This window comes from Clavibacter sp. GW821-FHT01D01 (assembly GCF_059422605.1).
Genome location: NZ_JBWKXC010000001.1, coordinates 318,022 through 340,035 on the forward strand (window position 1 = coordinate 318,022; position 22,014 = coordinate 340,035).

The 22,014-nt window shown below is 70.0% G+C and carries 21 protein-coding genes and 1 pseudogene; 14 read left to right on the top strand and 8 right to left on the bottom strand.

Annotated elements, in window-relative coordinates:
• Nucleotides 1-38 precede the first annotated feature (38 nt).
• The 8 genes from rpmH (at nt 39) to AC07VC_RS01625 (ending at nt 6,033) form a co-directional block, all read left to right on the top strand.
• Nucleotides 39-176, top strand: a complete 138-nt coding sequence (gene rpmH / locus AC07VC_RS01590; protein WP_012039665.1) for a 50S ribosomal protein L34 — start codon at nt 39-41, stop codon at nt 174-176.
• Nucleotides 177-179: 3 nt separating this feature from the next.
• Nucleotides 180-521 (top strand): ribonuclease P protein component, encoded by a 342-nt coding sequence (gene rnpA / locus AC07VC_RS01595; protein WP_317228911.1) that lies wholly within the window; start codon nt 180-182, stop codon nt 519-521.
• A complete protein-coding gene (yidD, locus tag AC07VC_RS01600; RefSeq protein WP_317228910.1) occupies nt 518-829 on the top strand; it encodes a membrane protein insertion efficiency factor YidD in 312 nt (103 codons plus the stop codon). The genes rnpA and yidD overlap by 4 nt, the downstream gene beginning before the upstream one ends.
• Before the next feature lie 10 nt (nt 830-839).
• Nucleotides 840-1,802 carry a membrane protein insertase YidC gene (gene yidC, locus AC07VC_RS01605; protein WP_494674663.1) on the top strand — a complete coding sequence of 321 codons (963 nt, stop codon included), beginning with the start codon at nt 840-842 and terminating at the stop codon, nt 1,800-1,802.
• Nucleotides 1,799-2,356: a Jag family protein gene (locus tag AC07VC_RS01610; protein ID WP_494674662.1), complete on the top strand. Its 558-nt coding sequence runs from the start codon at nt 1,799-1,801 to the stop codon at nt 2,354-2,356. The genes yidC and AC07VC_RS01610 overlap by 4 nt, the downstream gene beginning before the upstream one ends.
• 1,011 nt (nt 2,357-3,367) lie before the next feature.
• Complete coding sequence (rsmG, locus tag AC07VC_RS01615; protein ID WP_494674661.1) at nt 3,368-4,003, top strand: 16S rRNA (guanine(527)-N(7))-methyltransferase RsmG; 636 nt, start codon at nt 3,368-3,370, stop codon at nt 4,001-4,003.
• 144 nt (nt 4,004-4,147) lie between these two features.
• Nucleotides 4,148-5,029, top strand: a complete 882-nt coding sequence (locus tag AC07VC_RS01620; protein WP_317228906.1) for a ParA family protein — start codon at nt 4,148-4,150, stop codon at nt 5,027-5,029.
• Nucleotides 5,029-6,033, top strand: a complete 1,005-nt coding sequence (locus tag AC07VC_RS01625) for a ParB/RepB/Spo0J family partition protein (RefSeq protein WP_494674660.1) — start codon at nt 5,029-5,031, stop codon at nt 6,031-6,033. The genes AC07VC_RS01620 and AC07VC_RS01625 overlap by 1 nt, the downstream gene beginning before the upstream one ends.
• 376 nt (nt 6,034-6,409) lie before the next feature.
• Here AC07VC_RS01625 and AC07VC_RS01630 read toward each other — a convergent pair whose 3' ends face one another.
• From AC07VC_RS01630 to AC07VC_RS01655, 6 genes are all read right to left on the bottom strand, one after another.
• A complete protein-coding gene (locus tag AC07VC_RS01630; RefSeq protein WP_494674659.1) occupies nt 6,410-7,375 on the bottom strand; it encodes a D-alanine--D-alanine ligase family protein in 966 nt (321 codons plus the stop codon).
• Nucleotides 7,376-7,424: 49 nt separating this feature from the next.
• On the bottom strand, nt 7,425-8,747 hold the full coding sequence (locus AC07VC_RS01635) for an aminotransferase-like domain-containing protein (protein ID WP_494674658.1): 1,323 nt from the start codon (nt 8,745-8,747) through the stop codon (nt 7,425-7,427).
• A 193-nt stretch (nt 8,748-8,940) separates the two neighbouring features.
• Nucleotides 8,941-9,264, bottom strand: coding sequence for a thioredoxin (gene trxA, locus AC07VC_RS01640; protein ID WP_094116833.1), 324 nt, complete (start codon nt 9,262-9,264; stop codon nt 8,941-8,943).
• Nucleotides 9,265-9,348: 84 nt separating this feature from the next.
• Nucleotides 9,349-10,386 carry a thioredoxin-disulfide reductase gene (gene trxB, locus AC07VC_RS01645; RefSeq protein ID WP_317228902.1) on the bottom strand — a complete coding sequence of 346 codons (1,038 nt, stop codon included), beginning with the start codon at nt 10,384-10,386 and terminating at the stop codon, nt 9,349-9,351.
• A 156-nt stretch (nt 10,387-10,542) separates the two neighbouring features.
• Nucleotides 10,543-12,174, bottom strand: a complete 1,632-nt coding sequence (gene murJ / locus AC07VC_RS01650; protein WP_494674657.1) for a murein biosynthesis integral membrane protein MurJ — start codon at nt 12,172-12,174, stop codon at nt 10,543-10,545.
• 36 nt (nt 12,175-12,210) lie between these two features.
• Complete coding sequence (locus tag AC07VC_RS01655) at nt 12,211-14,478, bottom strand: DUF6049 family protein (RefSeq protein WP_494674656.1); 2,268 nt, start codon at nt 14,476-14,478, stop codon at nt 12,211-12,213.
• A 93-nt stretch (nt 14,479-14,571) separates the two neighbouring features.
• Here AC07VC_RS01655 and AC07VC_RS01660 point away from each other — a divergent pair, with 93 nt between their 5' ends.
• From AC07VC_RS01660 to dnaB, 6 genes and pseudogenes are all read left to right on the top strand, one after another.
• A complete protein-coding gene (locus AC07VC_RS01660) occupies nt 14,572-16,002 on the top strand; it encodes a CCA tRNA nucleotidyltransferase (RefSeq protein ID WP_494674655.1) in 1,431 nt (476 codons plus the stop codon).
• A gap of 194 nt (nt 16,003-16,196) precedes the next feature.
• Nucleotides 16,197-16,541: pseudogene (gene rpsF, locus AC07VC_RS01665) on the top strand (30S ribosomal protein S6); the annotation flags it as partial.
• A gap of 102 nt (nt 16,542-16,643) precedes the next feature.
• Nucleotides 16,644-17,198, top strand: a complete 555-nt coding sequence (locus tag AC07VC_RS01670) for a single-stranded DNA-binding protein (RefSeq protein WP_043583663.1) — start codon at nt 16,644-16,646, stop codon at nt 17,196-17,198.
• Between the two features lie 36 nt (nt 17,199-17,234).
• Nucleotides 17,235-17,498 (top strand): 30S ribosomal protein S18, encoded by a 264-nt coding sequence (gene rpsR / locus AC07VC_RS01675; RefSeq protein ID WP_012039648.1) that lies wholly within the window; start codon nt 17,235-17,237, stop codon nt 17,496-17,498.
• Nucleotides 17,499-17,509: 11 nt separating this feature from the next.
• Nucleotides 17,510-17,962 (top strand): 50S ribosomal protein L9, encoded by a 453-nt coding sequence (gene rplI / locus AC07VC_RS01680; protein WP_094116830.1) that lies wholly within the window; start codon nt 17,510-17,512, stop codon nt 17,960-17,962.
• A gap of 453 nt (nt 17,963-18,415) precedes the next feature.
• Entirely contained in the window at nt 18,416-19,795 is a 1,380-nt protein-coding gene (gene dnaB / locus AC07VC_RS01685) for a replicative DNA helicase (protein ID WP_086518435.1), read from the top strand.
• Nucleotides 19,796-19,978: 183 nt separating this feature from the next.
• Here the strand turns inward: dnaB and AC07VC_RS01690 are convergent, their stop codons facing one another.
• Together AC07VC_RS01690 and AC07VC_RS01695 are read right to left on the bottom strand one after the other, a co-directional pair.
• The gene (locus AC07VC_RS01690; protein WP_494674654.1) at nt 19,979-20,329 is read right to left on the bottom strand and encodes a CHY zinc finger protein; all 351 of its coding nucleotides are present in this window, start codon (nt 20,327-20,329) and stop codon (nt 19,979-19,981) included.
• Nucleotides 20,330-20,345: 16 nt separating this feature from the next.
• The gene (locus AC07VC_RS01695; RefSeq protein ID WP_494674653.1) at nt 20,346-21,971 is read right to left on the bottom strand and encodes a peptide chain release factor 3; all 1,626 of its coding nucleotides are present in this window, start codon (nt 21,969-21,971) and stop codon (nt 20,346-20,348) included.
• Between the last annotated feature and the right edge of the window lie 43 nt (nt 21,972-22,014).

The following is a 22,014-nucleotide window of genomic DNA, read 5'->3' on the forward strand; positions in this document are numbered from 1 at the left end:
TCGTCGGCCCCGTGGACCAACCTGAGTGGAGACTCACCGTGAGCAAGCGCACCTTCCAGCCGAACAACCGCAAGAAGGCCAAGAAGCACGGCTTCCGCCTCCGCATGCGCACCCGTGCCGGCCGTGCCATCCTCGCCGCCCGCCGTGGCAAGGGACGCACCGAGCTCTCCGCGTAGCACGTGCTCGCTCGGCGGAACCGCGTGACGAGCGGTGCGGACTACCGCACCATCGTCAGGCGGGGCCGCCGCTCGACGACGGCGACCGCGGTGGTCTCGGCCCTGGCCGGACCCGCGGGATCGCCTGCCCGGTTCGGGTTCATCGTCTCGAAGAAGGTCGGCAACGCCGTCACGCGGAACCTCGTCCGGCGACGCCTGAAGGCGGTCTCCGCCGGACTCCTGCCCACCGTCCCGCCGGGGACGTCCATCGTGATCCGCGTACTGCCAGGCATGGAGCAGACACCGTGGGTTACCCTGCAGGAGGAGATGGCGTCAGCCGTGACGCGGGCCGTGAGGACGATATGAAGAGGGTACTGACCTCCATCGTCCTGGCGCCCCGGAACGCGGTGATCGCGCTGATCACCCTCTACCGGCGTGCGATCTCCCCTCTCTACGGGGATGTCTGCAGGTACTACCCCTCCTGCTCCGCATACGGCCTCGAGGCCGTGCAGGAGCACGGCGTCCTCCGCGGCGGCTTCCTGGCCGCATGGCGCGTGTGCCGATGCCACCCCTGGGCGGAGGGCGGCATCGACGACGTCCCCGCTCGTCGGGTCCCGCAGTATCGACGCACGAGGCTCGGATTCGTCGTCGCACCCAGCCACGGAAAGGGCTAACGACCACCTCATGGACTTCCTCGGAACGATCCTGTGGCCGATCAAGTGGGTCATCGAACTCATCCTGGTCGGCTTCCACACGCTCTGGACCAGCCTCGGGCTGGACCCCGACAACGGCGCCACCTGGGTGCTCTCCATCGTGGGCCTCGTGCTCGTGGTGCGGGCGGCGCTCATCCCCATCTTCGTCCGCCAGATCAAGAACCAGCGCCGCATGATGGAGGTCGCGCCGCAGCTGAAGAAGATCCAGGACAAGTACAAGGGCAAGCGGGACCAGTTCTCCCGCGAAGCCATGTCCCGCGAGACCATGGCCCTCTACAAGGACACGGGCACCAATCCCCTCAGCAGCTGCCTTCCCCTGCTGCTGCAGATGCCGATCTTCTTCTCCCTCTACTCGGTGCTCCACCGGGCGGCGGTCGAGGAGCTCCCCGGCATCGGACTGCTGAACGCCCAGCTCTCGCGTTCGTTCGGCGAGTCGGTGTTCCTCGGGGCGCCGCTCCAGTCCGCGATCTCGACGGCGAACGGCAACATCACCGTCATCGTGATCGCGACGACCATGGTCATCCTCATGAGCGCGTCGCAGTTCATCACGCAGCTGCAGATCATGGCCAAGAACATGTCCGAGGAGACCAAGGCCAGCCCGATGTTCAAGCAGCAGCGCATCCTGCTCTACATCCTCCCCCTGGTCTTCGCCGTCTCCGGCATCGCGTTCCCCCTCGGCGTCATGTTCTACTGGCTCGTCTCGAACTTCTGGACCATGGGCCAGCAGTTCCTCGTCATCCGCAACATGCCGACGCCCGGCAGCGAGGCCGCACGTGCGCGTGAGGCGCGTCTGGCCAAGAAGGGCAAGCTCGTGGCTCCGGAGGGCTCCGCGGAGCCGTCGACGATCGTCGTCGAGGAGCGCAAGCCGGCGCAGCGTCAGCAGCCGGTGGGAAAGAACCGTGCCAAGAAGCAGGCAGGATCCAAGAGCCGATGAGCGACACGACCGACGCCTCGACCCCCGACGTCGTCGCCGACGACGCCTCCCCCACGCAGTCTGCAGAAGAGCTCGTGGCTGCTCCTGAAGGCGGCGGCGCAGGGGCGGTGGACGAGGGTGACATCGCTGCGGACTACATCGAGGAGCTCCTCGACATCTGCGACCTCGACGGCGACATCGACATCGATCAGCGCGGTGGCAGGGCGTACGTCTCCGTGGACGCGGCCGACTCCGAGGATCTCCGTCTCCTGTCCAACCCGGAGACAGTGACGGCGTTGCAGGAGCTGACGCGCCTCGCCGTGCAGAACAAGACGGGTGCGTTCAGCCGTCTGATCCTCGACGTGGGAGGTTCGCGTGATGCCCGCCAGGTGGAGCTCGCGCAGCTCGTCGACCGGGCCGTGGAGCGCATCTCGGCGGGCTCCGCAAGCGCGTCGCTGCCGCCCATGTCGTCGTACGAGCGTAAGCTGGTGCATGACATCGTCGCGGAGAAGGGCTACACGTCGGAGTCCGAAGGCGAAGGCCGCGACCGGCACACGGTGATCAGCAAGGCCTGATCCCCCGGCAGAATTCGAAGAGGCCCGTTCCTGATGGAACGGGCCTCCTTCGTTCATGCAGGGTGATTGAATAGCACGGTCGTATTACCAAAGTTCTCAGGCCACGCGTAGCCCGACGTCGACCGCAATGCGACATCTTCATGCCGTATGCGTTCCACTCCCCCTCGGTGCTGCTGGCACCTCCAAGGTCGTCGCTCGGTCTGGATGGTCGTCTTTGCCCGGATGCCGTCGGCGGCCGGCTTCGGTGACTATGGTCGTCGGTGCGTGCTCAATCCGTGAAATCCGCACGCTGGTGGGTGCGAGAGCCTCGCCGAGTCGCAGGTGATCTCGTCGGATTCGGATCCGTATCCTGATGTCCTGTTTCACGTGAAACTCGCGACATCGTCGCGTGGCCGACCGCCGTTGTGTCGATGTGGCCGCGCGGATGGTAAGCGTCAGGATCGTTCCACGTCACATTCCGCGGGTAGGTGTAGTCATTGACCTACCGACGTACTGTGTGGACACGAATCCGTTCGAGTGGGATCAGGGGAGATGTTCTGCTTCCATACATGTGCGTGACCGCCCGAGATGCTGGGTGGAGGCGGACTGACGAACTTACCTGTCATGTTTCACGTGAAACATGACGAGACCTCAGGCATCACGCTTGTGCCCACGGCGGATGCGGAATCTCCAGAGCTCACTGCGATCACCGCATCGTCGTCTCCATAGCTCTCTGGAGTGCGGCGCAAGGCGCAGGCGGTTTCCGTCGTCTGAGCACGAGGCCCCTGCGTCGCAGTGGGGCGCCTATCCGCCTGCAAGACTGCTCGGTTTCACGTGAAACATTCGGTGCCCGGCGCCATCGGATCGGAGGGGCTCGTGGGGGCCATCGGTCATTACTAGGTGCGTGGGGCCCAACCGATCGACGCTAAACTCGGACGATCGTGGTTCTGCTCGTCGTGATCGAGCTGATGGCAGGCCGGATGACGCTCGACCCAGGGCATTGACGAAGCACGACCACAGGATGGATCAAGAATGCCCGATGAGGTCCTGATCGAGGCGGAACCCGCAGTCTCCGCTGAGCTGTTCGGAGATCGCATCGACGTGGCGCGCGAGTTCACTCGCCAGCTAGGGGAGCGGGGTGAGGAGCTCGGCTTGATCGGTCCGCTGGAGCCACCTCGCTTGTGGACACGCCATGTCCTGAATTCGGTCCTCCTCGCTCCGCTGCTGCGACCCGGCCTCGTCGGCGACATCGGCTCCGGTGCCGGACTTCCGGGCCTGGTTCTCGCCATCGCTCGCCCAGACGTCGAGTTCGTGCTCATCGAACCCATGGAGCGCCGCGTAGCGTGGCTCGAGGAGCAGGTGCAGCACCTGGGCCTGTCCAATGTCGCCGTCCGACGCGCTAGGGCCGAGGACGTGGCGCGCGCCTACACACTCGATCAGGTGACAGCGCGGGCGGTCAGCGCGTTCTCCAAGCTGATTCCCTTGACCGTGCCGCTGGTTCGAACTGACGGGGAGCTCGTGCTGATGAAGGGCGCCAATGCGGAGCGAGAGGTCGAGGCGGCGAGCAAGGCCATCCGGAAGTTCCACTTGGAGGACGTGGAAGTACTCATGTTGGGCGAGGGTCAGGTCTCGGAGGTCACCCGCGTGATCAGGGCCCGCGTCGCGTGACCCGCCAGCATGCCCGGCAATGGAAAAGCCTGACCAGCGCGCTATTTACTGTCCTGCCTGCACCACGAACGGCCATGTTCCACGTGAAACATCTCGGATGCGAAAGACGACGAACGGTCGTGTCCAAACGAATGGGGGATCCTCGTGGATGACGAACTCAGCCCGATCGCACGGGAGATCTCGGAGACCAGCCGACGCCGCAAGGCACTCGCCGGTCTGATCCTCCCGCGACCTCCCGCAACTCGGGTGCTGACGATCGCCAATCAGAAGGGTGGTGTGGGCAAGACCACGTCCACCGTCAACCTGGCTGCGGCGCTGGCCAAATCCGGTTCGCGAACCATGGTGATCGACCTCGATCCACAAGGCAATGCGTCCACGGCCCTCGGTGCCGATCGGTCGACGGAACTCCCCAGCGTCTACGACGTCCTCGTGAACGACGTCCCGATCTCGGAAGCCGTACAACGCAGTCCCGAGTTCGACACGCTCTTCTGCGTTCCTGCGACCATCCATCTCGCCGGCGCGGAGATCGAGCTGGTCACGTTGGACCAGCGCGAACGTCGTCTCCGAGGGGCATTGGACGTGTTCCTCGGCTCTGAGGCCGGTCGTGACATCGACTACGTCCTGATCGATTGCCCGCCCTCGCTCGGCCTCCTGACCATCAACGCCTTCAGTGCTGCGAAGGAGGTGCTCATCCCCATCCAGTGCGAGTACTACGCGTTGGAGGGGCTGAGTCAGCTGCTGTCCAACATCGAGCTCATCGCCCAGCACCTGAACCCGGAGCTGCAGATGAGCACCATCCTCCTCACCATGTACGACGGCCGCACGAACCTCGCTCAGCAGGTGGCCGCGGAAGTCCGGGAGCACTTCCCGCAGCAGACGCTCACGACGCTCATCCCACGATCGGTGCGCATCAGTGAGGCACCCAGCTACGGCCAGAGCGTCATCAGCTACGACCCCAACTCTCCTGGCGCCCTGTCCTATCTGGAAGCGGCAGCGGAGATCGCACACCGAGGAGCGCACAAGTAATGGCAACCAAGAGAACCGGCCTGGGACGCGGCATCGGAGCGCTCATCCCGACTTCCGATGAGCGCAGCCGGCCCGTCGATGTCTTCTTCCCGGACAGCGTCGGCGCGGGCGCGCCGAGCGGCGTCCAGGGCGGAGGGCCCGCGGGATCGCCAGCGAAGTCCGGTGATCCGGAGCTCGTCGAGGTGCCTGGCGCCCGTCTGGCGAACCTCGCTCCCGCGGACATCACGCCCAACGCACAGCAGCCGCGGACGGACTTCCGACCGGATGAGCTCCAGGAGCTCGTCGTGTCGATCCGGGAGTACGGAGTGCTCCAGCCCATCGTGGTCCGGCCCCTGGGCGCGGACGCCGAGGGCAAGGAGAAGTACGAGCTCGTCATGGGCGAGCGCAGGTTGCGCGCAACCAAGGAGCTCGGGCTCGCCGCGATCCCCGCGGTCATCAAGGACACCGCCGATGAGTCGATGCTGCGAGATGCGCTCCTCGAGAACCTCCACCGGTCGGAGCTGAACCCTCTGGAGGAGGCCAGCGCCTACCAGCAGCTGCTCGCGGACTTCGCCATTACGCAGGACGAGCTGGCCCAGCGGCTGGGACGCTCGCGGCCTCAGATCACCAACACGATCCGTCTGCTCCGCCTTCCGCAGGAGGTCCAGCACCGCGTCGCTGCCGGCGTGCTCTCTGCCGGTCACGCTCGGGCGATCCTCTCGTCGGGGGACGAGGAGGCCATGCGCCACCTCGCCGACAAGATCGTCAATGAAGACCTCTCCGTGAGGGCGGCGGAGGCCGCGGCTCAGCGCGGCCAGCGCACGACCACGCCGCGAAAGAGCGCCGCATCGTCCCGGACCGAGCATCTCGACGAGGCAGCGCAGCGCATCGGCGACCACTTCAACACCAGAGCGCGCGTGACGATGTCGGCGCAGAAGGGGCAGATCATCATCGACTTCGCGACGCTCGGTGACCTCACGCGCATCGTGCAGGAGATGGGCGTCCCCGGCGGCGATCCGGTCTGAGGCCCATGGCTCTCCGGTACCCCGACTGCCGGAGTGTCCCTGATCGGGTTCTGCGACGACGCGGGGCACGGAAATGCCCTCTCGGCTGATGGATGTCACGCACTCGCGCACGGGGACGCCGCGCGTCATGTGCGCGTGAGCACGGAGCCCATCTGCACCTGGGGTCGGCCCTGGCCCACGGGAACTCGACCGTCGGACAGCCGCCGGCTTTGCACGAACCTGCCCGTGAGGGACCCACGCACCCGTCAGGGACCCACGCACCCGTCAGGGACCCACGCACCCGTCAGGGACCCACGCACCCGTCAGGGACCCACGCATCCGTCAGCGTGACGAACCGGCGTCGGCGCGTACAGGGGGATCAGTAGGACGGGCGGGGTCAGTCGGACGAGCGGGCGCCGAGGGCCGCCTCGGCCAGGCGGCGGTACAGCTCACCGACCTCGACACCAGCGGCAGCGAGACCCTGGGGGAGGAGGGACGTCTCCGTCATGCCGGGGATGACGTTCACCTCCAGGAACCAGGGTGCCCCGTCCGCGTCGACGATGATGTCGACCCGCGAGACCTGTCCGATGCCGAGCGCGACGTGGATCCGCACCGCGGCGTCCGCCACTGCGGCGGCTGCCTCGGGCGAGACTCGCGCCGGGGTGTAGAAGCGCGTCAGGCCGGCGTTGTAGCGCGCCTCGTACCCGTACACGCCGGACGTGGGCACGATCTCCGTGGCGGGCAGGGCCTCCGGGCCGTCGCCCGTGTCGAGCACGCCGATGGCGATCTCGGTGCCTTCGACGAGCTGCTCGATGAGCGCGACGTCACCGTAGGTGTAGGCATCGACCATGGCCCGGGGGAGGGCCTCGGCATCGCGGACGATGGTGACTCCCTGGGCCGAGCCCCCACGGGCGGGCTTGACCGCATACGGAGCCGGGACGGTCTCCGTGACCAGGCGCAGCACGGCGGCGGCGCCCAGCTCGCGGAAGGTGTCCTTCGGCAGGGTGATCGAGCGCGGGGTGCGCAGTCCCGCCGCCTCCGCGAGCGCCTTCGCGGTCGGCTTGTCCCAGGCGAGCCGGGCGGAGCGCGCGGAGGATCCGACGTAGGGGACGCCCGCCAGCTCGAGCAGACCGAGGAGGGCGCCGTCCTCGCCGCTCGCGCCGTGCAGGACCGGCCACACGACGGCGGGAGGGGTCTCCCGGAGGAAGTCGAGCAGGGTCGCGTCCGGGTCGCGGAGGGTGGCGTCGACCCCGGCGCTGCGCAGCGCATCGGCGACCCGGCGTCCGCTGCGGAGCGACACGTCGCGCTCGTGGGAGATGCCGCCGGCCAGGACGACGACGGAGAGGGGGTCGTGTGCGGTCATGATGCTCGATCCAGTCGTGTGCGGTGTCCGAGGGCGTGCGGTGGTGGGGTCAGTCCAGGTCCGGGGGCGGGGCGGCCACGGACGTGGTGGGGCGGGACGCGAGCGCTCCCGTGCCCGAGAACGTGCTGAGGAGGTCCAGCTCGTCGTCGATGACGGTCGACATGCGTCGGACCCCCTCGCGGATGCGCTCCGGGGTGGGGTAGCAGAACGACAGGCGGATGGCGTCGCGCCCCCGTCCGTCCGCGTAGAACGCGGTACCGGGCGTGTAGGCCACGAGGGCGGTGACGGCGCGGGGCAGCATCTGCTTCGAGTCGAGCTGCTCGGGCAGCTTCAGCCACACGTAGAAGCCGCCGTTCGGCACGGTCCAGCTGAGGCTCGGGAGGTGCTCCTGGAGCGCGGAGAGCGTCGCGTCGCGGCGTTCGCGGTACACGCCGCGGAAGGTGTCGATCTGGCCCTTCCAATCCGAGGCGTGCAGGTACTCCGAGATGATCAGCTGGCTGAAGGAGCTGGGGGAGAGGACGGCGGACTCCTGGGCCAGGATCAGCTTCTCGCGGATGGCGTGCGGCGCCAACGCCCAGCCGACCCGGAACCCGGGAGCGAGCGTCTTGGAGAACGACCCGAGGTAGATGACGCCCTCGTCGTCCAGGCTCCGCAGGGCGTCGGGTGCCGGGCGGTCGAACCACAGGAGGCCGTAGGGGTTGTCCTCGAGGACGAGGATGTCGTTCGACCGGCAGATCTCCAGGATCTCGGGACGACGCGCGGCCGACATGGTGACCCCGGCCGGGTTGTGGAAGTTCGGGACCGTGTAGAGGAACTTGATGGTGCGCCCCTCGCCGCGGATGCGGGCGATCGCCTCACGCAGAGCCTCGGGGACGAGGCCCTCGTCATCCATGACCACGTGCTCCACGACGGCCTGGTAGCTGCGGAAGACGCCGATCGCCCCGACGTAGCTGGGCGCCTCGGCCAGGATCACGTCGCCCGGGTCGATGAACAGCTTCGTGACGAGGTCGAGCGCCTGCTGGGAGCCCGTGGTGGTGACGATGTCGTCGACGCTGCCGCGGATGCCCTCGAGCGCCATGATCTCCAGGATGTCCTCGCGGAGCTCGGGTGTGCCCTGCCCACCGCCGTACTGGAGGGCGACCGGTCCGCGCTCGCGCATGACCTTCTCCATGGCCGTGACGATGAGCTCCTGCGGGAGGGCGGAGACGAACGGCATGCCGCCGGCCAGCGAGACGACCTTGGGACGGGAGGCCACGGCGAAGAGGGCGCGGACCTCGGAGGCGCTGAGGCCTGAGGTCCTCTCCGCGTAGTGGGGGAACCAGGGGTCGAGGTTGGTGCCCGCGGGATCGCGGGGGGTGCCTGCAGGTGTCACGTCACGTCTCTCACTGTCCGATTGCCGTCCAGCCTAATGGGCGGCCCCTCGCGGTCCGTGGCGCGGTGCGGGGCGGGAGGGCGGCGGCCGGCACCGAGGGCCGTACCCGGCGCCGGGGGATGACGGAGGGCCCGGCACCTGGTGGTGCCGGGCCCTCCGGATGGTGCGTCCCGCGGTGATGCGCGGGGGAGTGCTACTTGAGGAACTCGGCGAACTCCTGCTCGAGCGCGGGCTTCGGCTTGGCGCCGATGACGGTCTTGACGACCTCGCCGCCGCGGAAGACCTTCATCGCCGGGATGGACGTGATCTTGTACTTCATGGCGACCTCGGGGTTGTCGTCCACGTCGATCTTGACGAGCTCGATGCCGGGGTTCTCGGCGGCGATCTGGTCGAGGACGGGGGAGACGGCCTTGCACGGGCCGCACCAGGGCGCCCAGAAGTCGACGATGACGGTCTTCTCGGCGTCGAGGACGTCGGCCTGGAAGCTGGCGTCGGTGACGTCGCGGGAGTGGGACATGGGTGCTCCTTCGTGGGATTCGGGGGGAACCGGGCGGTTCCCGGGTCCTTCGGTGCTGTCGGGCGTCGTGAGGCGCCGCGAGGACTACAGGCGATCGGCGCCGACGAGCTCGCCGTCGGGGTCGACCGCGCTGCCAGCGGCGGGGGCGCCGTGGCCGGCAGGGCCCTCCGGGCCGTCCGACGCCGCGTCGAGCAGGGTGTCGGGCAGCGACGCGAGGAAGTGCTCGGCGTCCAGCGCCGCGATGGTGCCCGACGCCGCGGCCGTGATGGCCTGGCGGTAGGTGGGGTCGATCACGTCGCCGGCCGCGAACACGCCCGGCAGGTTCGTGCGGGAGGAGCGGCCCTCGACGGCGATGGTGCCCTCGCTCGTCAGCTCCAGCTGCTGGTGGAACAGGTGCGTGCGGGGGTCGTTTCCGATGGCGATGAAGAGGCCGTCGAGCGCCAGCGGTCGCTGCTCGCCCGTGACCGTGTCCTCGAGCACGACGCCGTCGACCTTCTCGCCACCCGTGATGTCGACCACCTGCGCGTTCCAGACGAACTCGATCTTCGGGTTCTCGAACGCGCGGTCCTGCATGATCTTCGACGCGCGCAGGCTGTCCTTGCGGTGGATCACGTAGACCTTCTCCGCGAAGCGGGTGAGGAAGGTGGCCTCCTCCATGGCGCTGTCGCCACCGCCGACGACCGCGATGGTCTTCTGGCGGAAGAAGAAGCCGTCGCAGGTGGCGCACCACGAGACGCCGTGGCCGCTCAGGCGGTCCTCCGAGGGGAGGCCGAGCTTGCGGTACGCGGATCCGGTCGCGGCGATGACCGCGAGGCCCTCGTGCACGTCGCCGTTGCCGAGCGTGACGCGCTTGACGTCGCCCTGGAGCTCGACCGAGGTCACGTCGTCGAGGACGACCTCCGTGCCGAACCTCTCGGCCTGCGCCTGCATCGCCATCATGAGGTCGGGGCCCTGGATGCCCTCGGGGAAGCCCGGGTAGTTCTCGACCTCGGTGGTGTTCATGAGCTCGCCGCCGGCCTCGACCGAGCTCGCGATGAGGAGGGGGGTGAGGTTGGCGCGGGCGGCGTAGATGGCGGCCGTGTATCCCGCGGGACCCGAACCGATGATGATGATCTGACGCACGACGGCTTCTCCTCCACTGCTCGGCGGGGCACCGTCCCGGCGCCCGCTCACCTCTGCAACAGACCCACGGTAGCGGCTATTCCTTGGCCTCCACCGGGCGACGGCGCGCATGCGGGCGGCGTCGCGCGGGAGCCCGTCCGGCGTCCGTCGGAGGGGTCAGCGGCGGCGGATGCGGCGCAGCACGGGACCGGCGAGCTGCTGCAGCTCGGAGGATCGCATCGCGGCCAGGGAGGCCAGGTAGACGGCCGTCATGACGGCGGCGATCGGGATCCCGACCAGGAGGGCCGAGCCCTTCGAGTCCACGCCGATGCCGGTGAAGGCGCCCCCCGAGACCAGCTGGAGCAGTGCCAGGCCGACCAGGGTCGTCGGCACGGCCGCGACGGCGAAGCGGACGGAGCTGCGGAGGATCCGGTGCCCGTCGATGCGCCCGATCCGGCGGCGGAGCAGGACCGCCGCGAGCACGGCCTGCCCGGTGACGGTGACGGTCTGCAGGACGGCGAGCCCCACGCCGATCAGCTCGACGGGCTGCTGCGCGATGACCAGCGCGCCGGCGATGAACACCACGACCTGGGCGCACTGGATGAAGAAGGGCGTGCGCGTGTCCGAGAGCGCGTAGAAGGCGCGCTGCAGGACGAAGAGGGTGCTGAACGCCGGCAGGCCGAGGATGAACGCGATGAGCACCACGCCGTACCCGCGCACCTCGCCCGAGTCGCCCGACACCATCACCCGGGCGACGGGACCGGCGAGGACGGCGATGAGCGCGGTCGAGAGGACCGTCATGAGCGCGACGGTGCGGATCGCGGAGGAGAGGTCGACCCGCATGCTGTCGTGGTCGCCCTCGCCCGCGTGGGTGCTCATGCGCGTGAAGTACGCGGTGGCGATGGAGACGGCGAAGATCGAGTGCGGGAGCATGAAGAACAGCCACGCGTTCAGCAGGATGGTGCTCGACGGGCTGTCCGAGGTGGCCGCGATGTTGGCGACGTTCGACTGGGCGATGCCGGCGAGTTGCGTGACGACGAGCATCCCGAAGGTCCAGCCCGCGAGGCGGCCCGCGGTGCCGAGGCCGACGCCCCGCCAGGCGAAGTCGAAGCGGAAGCGGAGACCGACGCGGCGCCAGAAGACGAACAGGATGAGCGCCTGCGCGACCACGCCGAGGGTCGCGGATCCCGCGAGCACGACGATCTTGTCGAGGCTCCAGTCGTCGACGGGGCGGCTCCCGGATCCGAACATGGCCTGGAATAGGAGGAGGCCGGCGATCGCGACGACGTTGTTGAGGACCGGCGCCCAGGTGAACGGCCCGAACGAGCCCCGCGCGTTGAGGACCTCGCCGAGCACCGCGTAGAGGCCGTAGAAGAGGATCTGCGGCAGGCACCAGTACGCGAACGCGACGACCAGCGCGAACACGTCCGGCGGCAGGGTGGCGGCGTACAGGCGGGACACCACGGGAGCGCCCACGGTCGCGAGGACCGTGACGCCGCCGAGCACGACGATCGCGATGGTGACGAGCTTGTTGATGTAGCCGGCGCCGCCGTCCGCGTGCTTCGCGGCCCGCACGACCTGCGGCACGAGGACGGCGTTCAGGACGCCGCCGGCGATGATCACGTAGATGTTGTTGGGCAGCTGGTTCGCGTTCGAGAAGGCGTTGGAGCTGCCGAGGGTCGCGCCGATGGTCTGCAGCAGCACGATGGCCTTGACGAAGCCGAGGATGCGCGAGACGAACGTCCCCGACGCCAGGAGTGCGGACGCGCGGCCGATGCCGCCGCCGCGGGGGGCGGGGGCCGCGGTCATGCCCGGTCCGATGCGGAGGTGCGCGACGCGGTCCGGTCAGTCATCGATCTCCTCGGGCAGGCCGGCGAGCTGCCGGGCTCGGGCGCGGCGGCGCTTGCGGATGCTGCGGAACAGGCCGAAGCCGAACAGGAGGGCCACGGCCGCGACGAACAGCGTGGTGACGACGGCCTCGAACCCGGCGCGGATGAAGAGCTCGACGGGCGCGCTGTCCCCGATCTGGACCGTGCCGTCCTCGGTGGTCAGGCGTGCGGTGACCACGACGTCGCCGTTGGAGATGGAGGTGATCGGCGGTCGGGCGGAGGCGCTGCCGTGCGCGGGCACGGTGACGACCGCGGAGTCGTCGACGCGGATCCGGCCGCTGCCGGCGATGATCGACAGCCGCACGGTGACGGGCTGGTCGAGCTCGTTGCTGACGTTGATGAGGAGGCTCGTCGTGTCGCTGATCACGGTGTTCTGGCGGGTGGTGATGGCCACGGAACCCAGCACCCCGTTCGCCTGGGCGGTGTAACCGTCCTGGACGGTCACGAGCCCATCCGGGTCGTCCCGCCAGCGGTTGGAGAGCGTCACGAGCAGGAGCATGCGCTGCTGGCCGGTGATGAGCTCCGGCCGCTCCACCGCCCTCGCGAACGCGTCCACCTGCGCCTCGAGCGACATCGCGTCGGCGACGCGCTGGACGCGGCCGGCGTCCTCGGGCTGGTCCACGACCTGCAGCGGCACCGAGGGGCTGCCGAGCGCGGTGGTCGCCGTGGCGGTGTCGCTGAAGGGGAGGGCCTGGATCGCGTCGAGCAGCTGGCCCAGGCGCGCTCCGGAGGCCGCCCAGCCGCGCTCGAGGCCCGCGACGACGACGTGGCCGTCGTCCTCCCGCGCGTCGGCCGCGAGGGTGGCCGAGAGCTGCGCGAGCGCGATCCCGAAGGACTCGTCCGTCGCCGCGGAGAGCGCCTGGTCGACGAGCGCCGAGACCCGGCTGTCCGTGACGAGGATCCTCATGTCGCCCACGGTGCCGGTCGCGCCGACGGGCGCGGGGACGGCCGCGGTGCCGGCCGCCTGCACGTCGCCGCTCGCGAGGACCGCGGTGGTGACGCCGCTGGCGGCGAGGACGCCGAGGTCGTCGGAGGTCATGGTGCCGGCGGCCGGCCAGGCGACACCCGGGATCGTGTGGTCCCAGGCCGTGAGGTCCTCGAGGCTCGGGACGGGCGAGAGGACGGGCGCGGTGGGGCTGGGGCTCGGCTCCGGCTCCTCCGTGGGCTCCTCGGCGGGTTCGGTCGAGACGGCGGCGGACGCCGATCCGCTCGTCGCGTCCGGCGCCGGCGTCTCCGTGGGCGTGGGGGCGGGCGTCGACCCCGGCTCGGCGAACCGGGGCGCCTGCACGGCGTAGGAGGCGTCGGTGGGCCCGAGGAGGGTCGCGGCGCCGGCCTGCGACTGGACGGCCACGTCGGCGTCCGCCCACGCCAGGGCGAAGGTCTCGTTGGGCATCTCGCGGAGGCGCTGCAGCCAGTCCACGGCGGATTCCGGGGCGTCGACCCCGAGGATCCGGATGGACGCGAGGAGGCGCGGATCGATGCCGACCGCGACGGGGCGGCCGTACACGGCGTCGAGCTGGCGCGCGAGGGTGCCGCCGGGGGAGGTGTAGGTCGCGAGGGCCTCGGCGTCGATGAAGTCGGACGCGCTGGGCGGCACCGTCAGCGGCATGACCGCCGCGACGGGCACGGGTGCGGGATCCTCGCCCGGGCTCCAGACGAGTGCGCCGCGCCCGGTCGCCACGTCGACCCCGCCTGCCGCGAGCTCCGCGGTGAGCCCGCGCGGGCCGAAGCCGCCGCGGCTGCCCTGCAGGGCCACGGTGCCCGACGGGATGGTGAGGGGCACGTCGACGGTGCCGCCGGCGGGCACCTCCGGGCTGTCGGTCCGCCCGATGCGGGGTCCGGTGCGGGAGTTCGCGTCGGTCGCCGCGGTGTCGAGCCAGCCGTCGAGCTCCGTGCGCGTGTCCAGCACGGTGCGGTTGAGGTCGAGGTCGATGCGTCCGGCCGGAACCGCGGAGTCCGTGCCGTTGACGACGGAGACCGTCACCGTGAGGTCCTCGCCGGGCGCGAGGATCCCCTCCGAGGACGGGGTGACGGTGAGCGTCACCCCCTCGGTGGCCGCCTGCGCCGGGGTCGCGGGAGCCGCGACCGTCCCGGCGGCGAGCGTCCCGGCGGCGACCGTGGCGCACACGAGGGTGGAGATCGTGCGTCGCGCGGTTCGCCGGATCAGCCGGAGGGCTCTGTCCGTGCGGGTGGGGCCGGCGTCGTGTCGAGGCGCGGCGTGCATCTGGCGATTCTAAAGCGCGGGTCCCGCGCGGCCCGTGCGCGCTCGCCGTGGAGGCCGGATGCGCGACCCGGCACCGCCGTAGACTGTCCGACCATGCACAGCGTCGCACAGGCCCTCGAGCGTCTCCGCGAGCTGGCCGCATCGCCCCCCGTCGCCGTGCTGGCACGCGCCTTCCACGAGGCCGGGCATGAGCTGGCCCTCGTCGGCGGCCCGGTACGCGACGCGTTCCTCGGCCGCGACGCCACGGACCTCGACCTCACGACGGATGCCCGCCCCGACCGCATCCTCGAGATCGTGAAGCCGGTCGCCGACGCGCATTGGGACATCGGGCGCGCCTTCGGCACCATCGGCGCCCGGGTGCGAGGCGAGCAGGTCGAGATCACGACCTACCGCACGGACCAGTACGACGGCGTCTCCCGGAAGCCGGAGGTCGAGTTCGGCTCCTCCCTGGAGGAGGACCTCGTGCGCCGCGACTTCACCGTCAACGCGCTCGCCGTGCGTCTCCCGCAGGTCGTGCTGGTCGACCCCTCGGGCGGCATCGACGACCTCCTCTCCCAGTTGCTCCGCACCCCCGTCGCCCCGGAGGTCTCCTTCGGCGACGACCCGCTGCGCATGATGCGCGCCGTGCGGTTCGCCTCCCAGCTGGGCTTCCACCTCGACGACGCCGCGCTCGCCGCGATCCGGGGCATGTCCCCGCGGATCCTCGACATCTCCGTGGAGCGCGTGAGCGACGAGTTGTCCAAGCTGCTCCGCACTCCCGAGCCGCGCGCGGGGCTCGACCTGCTGGTGGAGGGGGGCCTCGCCGAGCACGTGCTGCCGGAGCTCCCGGCCATGAAGCTCGAGGCCGACGAGCACCACCGGCACAAGGACGTGTACCAGCACTCGCTCCAGGTCCTCGACCAGGCCATCGACCACGAGCGCTCCCGCCACCCGGGTGCCGCGCCGGATCTCGTCCTCCGCCTGGCCGCCCTCCTCCACGACATCGGCAAGCCCTCCACCCGCCGGCTCGAGTCGGGCGGGGTCGTCACCTTCCACCACCACGACGTGGTCGGCGCGAAGATGGCCAAGCGGCGGCTCCGCGCGCTGCGGTTCGACAACGACACGGTCGCCTCGGTGGCCCGGCTCATCGAGCTGCACCTGCGCTTCTTCGGGTACACCGAGGGCGGCTGGACCGACTCCGCCGTGCGCCGGTACGTCCGCGACGCGGGTCCCGAGCTCGAGCGGCTGCACATGCTCACCCGCGCGGACGTCACGACGCAGAACCGCCGGAAGGCGGACCGCCTCGGCTTCGCGTACGACGACCTCGAGGCGCGCATCGCCGAGCTGGCGGAGCAGGAGGAGTTGGCCGCGGTGCGTCCCGACCTCGACGGCGAGGCGATCATGCGCATCCTCGACGTGCCGCCGGGCCCGGTCGTCGGCCGCGCCTACCGCTTCCTCCTGGAGCTGCGGCTGGACGAGGGGCCGCTTCCCGAGGACGAGGCCACGCGCCGCCTCGTCGCCTGGTGGGCGGCCGAGCAGGGCTGACCGGCGCGGATCCGCACGTCCGCGCCCCGCGGTCTGGTGCCGTCCCTCCCCATCCGGTAGTCTTCTGAGGTTGTCCGCCCGGCAACGGGACTCCCCTGCCCCGCGCGGACAGATGCACATACCCTCCTGTCGCAGATCGTCTGCGACCGTTCAAGTCCGAAGGAGGTGGGTTAGTGACGCATCAGTACGAACTCATGGTGATCCTGGATCCCGAGATCGATGAGCGCACCGTCGCTCCCAGTCTCGACAAGTTCCTCAACGTCATCCGCACCAGCGGTGGCACCGTCGACAACGTCGACGTCTGGGGCCGTCGTCGACTGGCGTACGAGATCAACAAGAAGAACGAGGGCATCTACGCCGTCGTCCAGCTCACCGCCACGAGCGAGGCCACGCAGGAGCTCGACCGCCAGCTGGGTCTGTCCGAGGCCGTCATGCGCACCAAGGTGCTGCGTGCCGAGGAGGCCATGGCCATGGTCGCCTCCGCTGCGAAGCTCGCCGACGAGAAGGCCGCCCGCAAGGCAGCCGCCACGTCCAAGGCCGCAGACGCCGCGCCCCAGGCGCCCGCCACGGATGCCGCTCCGGCGACGCCCGGCAAGCCGGCAGCCCAGGCTGCTTCCAGCGAGAAGACCGGGGAGTAGTCGATGGCCGGCGAAACCATCATCACGGTCGTGGGCAACCTCACCAGTGATCCGGAGCTGCGGTACACGCAGAACGGGCTGGCGGTAGCCAACTTCACCATCGCCTCCACGCCGAGGTCCTTCGACCGCGCGAGCAACGACTGGAAGGACGGCGACGCCCTCTTCCTCCGTGCGAGCGTGTGGCGCGAGTTCGCCGAGCACGTGGCGTCCTCGCTCACCAAGGGCTCGCGTGTCGTCGCGACCGGCCGCCTCAAGCAGCGGTCGTACGAGACGAAGGAGGGCGAGAAGCGCACCTCCATCGAGCTCGAGGTCGACGAGATCGGCCCCTCGCTCCGCTACGCGACCGCACAGGTCACGCGCGCGGCCGGCGGTGGCGGCAACGGCGGCGGAGGCAACTCCGGCGGCGGCGGCCGTGGCCAGTTCGGCGGCGGACAGCCCCAGCAGCAGCAGGTGGCCGAGGAGCCGTGGGGCACCCCCGCGAGCTCCGGAGGCAACTCCGGCGGCGGCGACGGCGGCTGGTCCAACCCCGGCAACTTCAACGACGAGACGCCCTTCTAGGGCTCGTCGCACTACGTACGAAAGACAGGAACAATCATGGCTGGAAAGAGCAGCGGCGACCGCCGCAAGCCTCTCCGCGGAGCCAAGGGCGGCAAGAACGCCGCCCCGGCGAAGTCCATCCGCGTCGGCGTCATCGACTACAAGGATGTCGCCACCCTCCGCAAGTTCATCTCCGAGCGGGGAAAGATCCGCGCTCGTCGCATCACCGGTGTCTCGGTGCAGGAGCAGCGCCTCATCGCGCGCGCAGTCAAGAACGCGCGCGAGATGGCACTTCTCCCCTACGCCGGCTCCGGACGTTAAGGGGTAATGGAATGTCGAAAGTAATCCTGACGACCGAGGTCTCCGGCCTCGGTTCCCCCGGAGACGTCGTCGAGGTCAAGAACGGGTTCTCCCGCAACTACCTCGTGCCCCAGGGCTTCGCGGTCATCTGGAGCCGCGGCGGCGAGAAGCAGATCGAGCAGATCAAGGCCGCGCGTGCCGCTCGCGAGCACGCGACCATCGAGGAGGCGCAGGACCTCAAGAGCCGCCTCGAGGCCAAGATCGTCAAGCTGACCGTCAAGGCCGGCCAGGGCGGGCGCCTCTTCGGCTCCGTCAAGACGTCCGACATCGCCAAGGCGGTCGAGGAGTCCGGCATCGGCCAGGTCGACAAGCGCAAGATCGAGATCCCCACGGCCATCAAGGCCACGGGCAACCACGAGGCCACGATCCGGCTCCGTGACGACATCGTCGCCACGATCAGCCTGCAGGTCGTCGCCGCGAAGTAACGCAGCACGAGCACGATGGCGGTGGGCATGATGCCCACCGCCATCGGCGGTTAAGGAGCCGGTCAGAGGGCCCCGATCCCCAGCTCCATCCACAGGCGAGGCCCTAGCAGAAGAACCCTCAAGCGCTGGTCCAGACTAGTTTCCCCACATTGGGTGTGGAACTCCGCGGTGCTGGTCAGCGGGTTATTCCTTGGTCGGATCCGCGAGTAGTGCACAGGCTCATCCCCAGGTAGTCCACACGATCCCCGGCGTTTCGCCCACTTTCTCCACAGCCCCGTCCACAGGTGCATTTGGTGTCGCGGGGGGTCGATCCATATCGTGGGGCAGCACCCGTCGAACGGGTCGCCGGAGGACCCGAGAGGGGTCCGGCCGACGCCGTCCGAGCGGTGTCGGAGGTCCGAGCTAGAACGGTCGTGCGGGCGCATCCGCCCAGCCGACCGAGGGGAGCCGCACGTGTCCATCGCCCATCTGGGTCTCGCCGGCGAACGGGACGAGCGCGACAAGCGCGCCGGTCACGAGCGCACGCCGCCGCACGACCTCCTCGCCGAGCAGAGCGCCATCGGCGGCATGCTCCTCAGCAAGGACGCCGTGGCGGACGCGGTCGAGCAGGTGCGGGCGATCGACTTCTACATCCCGAAGCACGAGATCATCTTCGACGCGATCCTGTCGCTGTACTCGCATGGGGAGCCGACGGACGTCATCGCGGTCACCGACGAGCTCACCAAGCTCGGCGAGCTGAGCCGCGCCGGCGGCGCCGACTACCTCCACACGCTCACGAGCGTCGTGCCCACGGCGGCCAACGCCGGCTTCTACGCGTCCATCGTCGCCGAGAAGGCGGTGCTGCGCCGCCTGGTCGAGGCGGGCACCCGCATCGTGCAGATGGGGTACGCGAGCGAGGGCGAGGTCGTCGACCTCGTCAACAACGCGCAGGCGGAGATCTACGGCGTCACGGGCGGCGTGGAGGCCGAGGACTACGTGCCCCTCACCGACGCGGTCACGGTGGCCATCGACGAGATCGAGGCGGCCAAGGGCAAGGACGGCCAGATGACCGGCGTGCCCACGGGCTTCGCCGACCTCGACGCGCTCACGAACGGCCTCCACCCGGGCCAGCTCATCATCGTCGCGGCCCGCCCCGCGCTCGGGAAGTCGACCCTGGCGCTCGACTTCGCGCGCGCCGCGAGCATCAAGTTCGACATGCCGTCCATCTTCTTCAGCTTGGAGATGGGGCGCAGCGAGATCGCGATGCGCCTGCTGTCCGCCGAGGCGTCGGTGCCGCTGCAGAGCATGCGCAAGGGCACCGTGGACGCGCGCGACTGGACCACCATCGCGCAGACCCGCGGCCGCATCAACGACGCGCCGCTCTACATCGACGACAGCCCCAACATGACGCTGGTCGAGATCCGCGCGAAGTGCCGACGGCTCAAGCAGAAGGTGGGCCTCAAGCTCGTCGTCATCGACTACCTGCAGCTCATGACGAGCGGCAAGAAGGTCGAGTCGCGTCAGCAGGAGGTCTCCGAGTTCTCGCGTGCGCTCAAGCTCATGGCGAAGGAGCTGCAGGTGCCGGTCATCGCGCTGTCGCAGCTGAACCGCGGGCCGGAGCAGCGCGCGGACAAGATGCCGGCCATCTCCGACCTCCGCGAGTCCGGCTCGCTCGAGCAGGACGCCGACATGGTCATCCTGCTGCACCGCGAGAGCGCCTACGAGAAGGACAACCCGCGCGCGGGCGAGGCCGACTTCATCGTCGCCAAGCACCGCAACGGACCGACCGGCACCATCACGGTGGGCTTCCACGGGCACTTCTCCCGCTTCGCGGACATGCCCGCGGGCGGCTAGCCGAGGGCGGCGCTGCGGGCGGTCCTGCGGCGTTGCAGGTGGGCCCGGGGGCGCCGCGGACGGTCCTGCGGCGCTGCGGGCGCTCCCGCTGCTGCGGGCGGGCCTGGGGCGCCGGGCCCGGAGCCGGTGCACCGGCGTCCCGTGCTCAGGGTGCGGGCCTTCCAGGCCTGCCCACGACGCCGTTCACGGGGCGAAGTAGAGGTGGGCGTGCGCCGCGCATCCGGGGTTGAACGGCGCAGCGCACCGCGGGCAGGCCTCGGCCGCGAGGTACTGCGGAACCGTCATCGTGGCGCGGCAGACGCCGCACAGGGCGGCGGGCAGGTCGTGCTCCGCCCGGGGGATCACCTCGAGGGGATGGTCGGCGACGGCCGCGTGGCACAGGTGGCACGGGTACCAGGCATCGCAGCAGGGTGCGCGCAGGGCGACGACGTCGAGCCGCGAGCCGTAGTGCTCGCAGCGCGTCTCGGCGTCGATCGTGAGCCCGAGGACGGCGGGGACGCGGCTGGCCGGGACGTGACCGGCTGAGGGGGTCACGCGCGGATGCCCGTGATCACGCGTCCGGTAGGGCCGTCGCCGCGTCGACGAGGGTGAGCTCGGGGCTGTCGCGCTCGATCGCCTTGAGGCGCCACGGGGTGGTGATGAGGGCGATGTGCGTGCCGTCCGAGCGCACGAGCACCTCCACGCCGATGGTCTTCGCGAGGGCGGGAGCGGAGGCGGCGTCGGTGATCCGGGCCACCTGGTACTCGAGCGGCTCCATCCGGAGCGGCGCGCGGAACTCGTTCGTCATGCGCTCGACCACGACCTCGAACTGCATCGGCCCGACGGCACCGAGCACGGGCGCCTGGTCGCCGCGGAGGTCGGAGCGCATCACCTGGATGACGCCCTCGTGGTCCAGCTGCTCGATGCCCTTCCGGAACTGCTTGTGGGTGCTCGTGTCCTTCGAGCGCACGACGCGGAAGAGCTCGGGCGCGAACTGCGGGAGCCGCGGGAAGGTGACGGGAGCGCCGTCGAAGAGGGTGTCGCCGACGCGGATGTTGGACGCGTTGACGAGGCCGACGACGTCGCCCGGGTAGGCGTCCTCCACCGTGGAGCGCTCGCGGCCGAACAGCTGCTGGGCGTACTTGGTGACGAAGGGGCGGCCCGTCTGGGCGTGCGTCACCGTCATGCCGCGGTGGAAGACGCCCGAGCAGATGCGCATGAAGGCGAGGCGGTCGCGGTGGGCGGTGTTCATGCCCGACTGGACCTTGAACACGAAGCCCGAGAAGTCGTCCTCGACGGGACGCGTGCGGTCCTGCTCGTCGGGGCGCGGCTGCGCTGCGGGCGCGATGGAGTCGAGCGCGTCGAGGATGTGGGTCACGCCGAAGTTGAGCACGGCCGCCGCGAAGAGCACGGGCGTGGTGCGACGGGAGAGGAACGACTCCTCGTCGTGGTCCTGGCCCTCCTCGTGCAGGAGCTCGCTCTCCTCGACCGCGTCGGTCCACGCGGATCCGGCGGCGGCAAGGGCCTCCTCGGGCGACATGCGCGTCTCGGGGGCGATGCTCGCGCCGCCCGCGGTGCGGGTGAAGTGGACGCACTCGCCGGTGGAGCGGTCCACCACGCCGAAGAACGCGCCGGACTCGCCGACCGGCCACGTGAGCGGGGTGGGGAGGAGGCCCGTGCGCTCCTTGATCTCGTCCATGAGGTCGAGCGGCTCGCGGCCGGGCCGGTCCCACTTGTTGATGACGGTGATGATCGGGATGCGGCGCTGGCGGCACACCTCGAACAGCTTCATGGTCTGGGTCTCGAGCCCGCGGGACGCGTCGACCAGCATGATCGCGGCGTCGACCGCGGAGAGCACGCGGTACGTGTCCTCGGAGAAGTCGGCGTGACCGGGGGTGTCGACGACGTTCATGACGGTGTCGCGGTGGGTGAACTGGATCGCGGCGGAGCTCACCGAGATCCCGCGCTCCTTCTCCATGTCCATCCAGTCGGACACCGTGGACTTCCGGCCCTGCTTGCCGTGCACGGCGCCCGCGGAGCCGATGGCGTGCGCGTGCAGCAGCAGCGCCTCGGTGAGCGTGGACTTGCCCGCGTCGGGGTGGGAGATGACGGCGAAGGTGCGACGGCGGGACGCCTCGCGCAGCACGGGACCGGCGGAGGCCGAGGCGGCGGCGCGGGGAGGGGTGATGGTCGACACCCCTCCATGGTACGAGGCGGTTCCGGGAGGGACGTCCGCGGGA

Excerpts from the sequence above, each read along its gene's own strand:
- yidC (WP_494674663.1), top strand. The coding sequence starts at position 840 with ATGGACTTCCTCGGAACGATCCTGTGGCCGATCAAGTGGGTCATCGAA.
- rpsR (WP_012039648.1), top strand. The coding sequence starts at position 17,235 with ATGGCTGGAAAGAGCAGCGGCGACCGCCGCAAGCCTCTCCGCGGAGCC.
- rsmG (WP_494674661.1), top strand. The coding sequence starts at position 3,368 with ATGCCCGATGAGGTCCTGATCGAGGCGGAACCCGCAGTCTCCGCTGAG.
- AC07VC_RS01625 (WP_494674660.1), top strand. The coding sequence starts at position 5,029 with ATGGCAACCAAGAGAACCGGCCTGGGACGCGGCATCGGAGCGCTCATC.
- murJ (WP_494674657.1), bottom strand. The coding sequence starts at position 12,174 with ATGACCGCGGCCCCCGCCCCCCGCGGCGGCGGCATCGGCCGCGCGTCC.
- AC07VC_RS01660 (WP_494674655.1), top strand. The coding sequence starts at position 14,572 with ATGCACAGCGTCGCACAGGCCCTCGAGCGTCTCCGCGAGCTGGCCGCA.
- trxA (WP_094116833.1), bottom strand. The coding sequence starts at position 9,264 with ATGTCCCACTCCCGCGACGTCACCGACGCCAGCTTCCAGGCCGACGTC.
- AC07VC_RS01670 (WP_043583663.1), top strand. The coding sequence starts at position 16,644 with ATGGCCGGCGAAACCATCATCACGGTCGTGGGCAACCTCACCAGTGAT.
- AC07VC_RS01655 (WP_494674656.1), bottom strand. The coding sequence starts at position 14,478 with ATGCACGCCGCGCCTCGACACGACGCCGGCCCCACCCGCACGGACAGA.
- AC07VC_RS01610 (WP_494674662.1), top strand. The coding sequence starts at position 1,799 with ATGAGCGACACGACCGACGCCTCGACCCCCGACGTCGTCGCCGACGAC.
- rplI (WP_094116830.1), top strand. The coding sequence starts at position 17,510 with ATGTCGAAAGTAATCCTGACGACCGAGGTCTCCGGCCTCGGTTCCCCC.
- AC07VC_RS01630 (WP_494674659.1), bottom strand. The coding sequence starts at position 7,375 with ATGACCGCACACGACCCCCTCTCCGTCGTCGTCCTGGCCGGCGGCATC.
- yidD (WP_317228910.1), top strand. The coding sequence starts at position 518 with ATGAAGAGGGTACTGACCTCCATCGTCCTGGCGCCCCGGAACGCGGTG.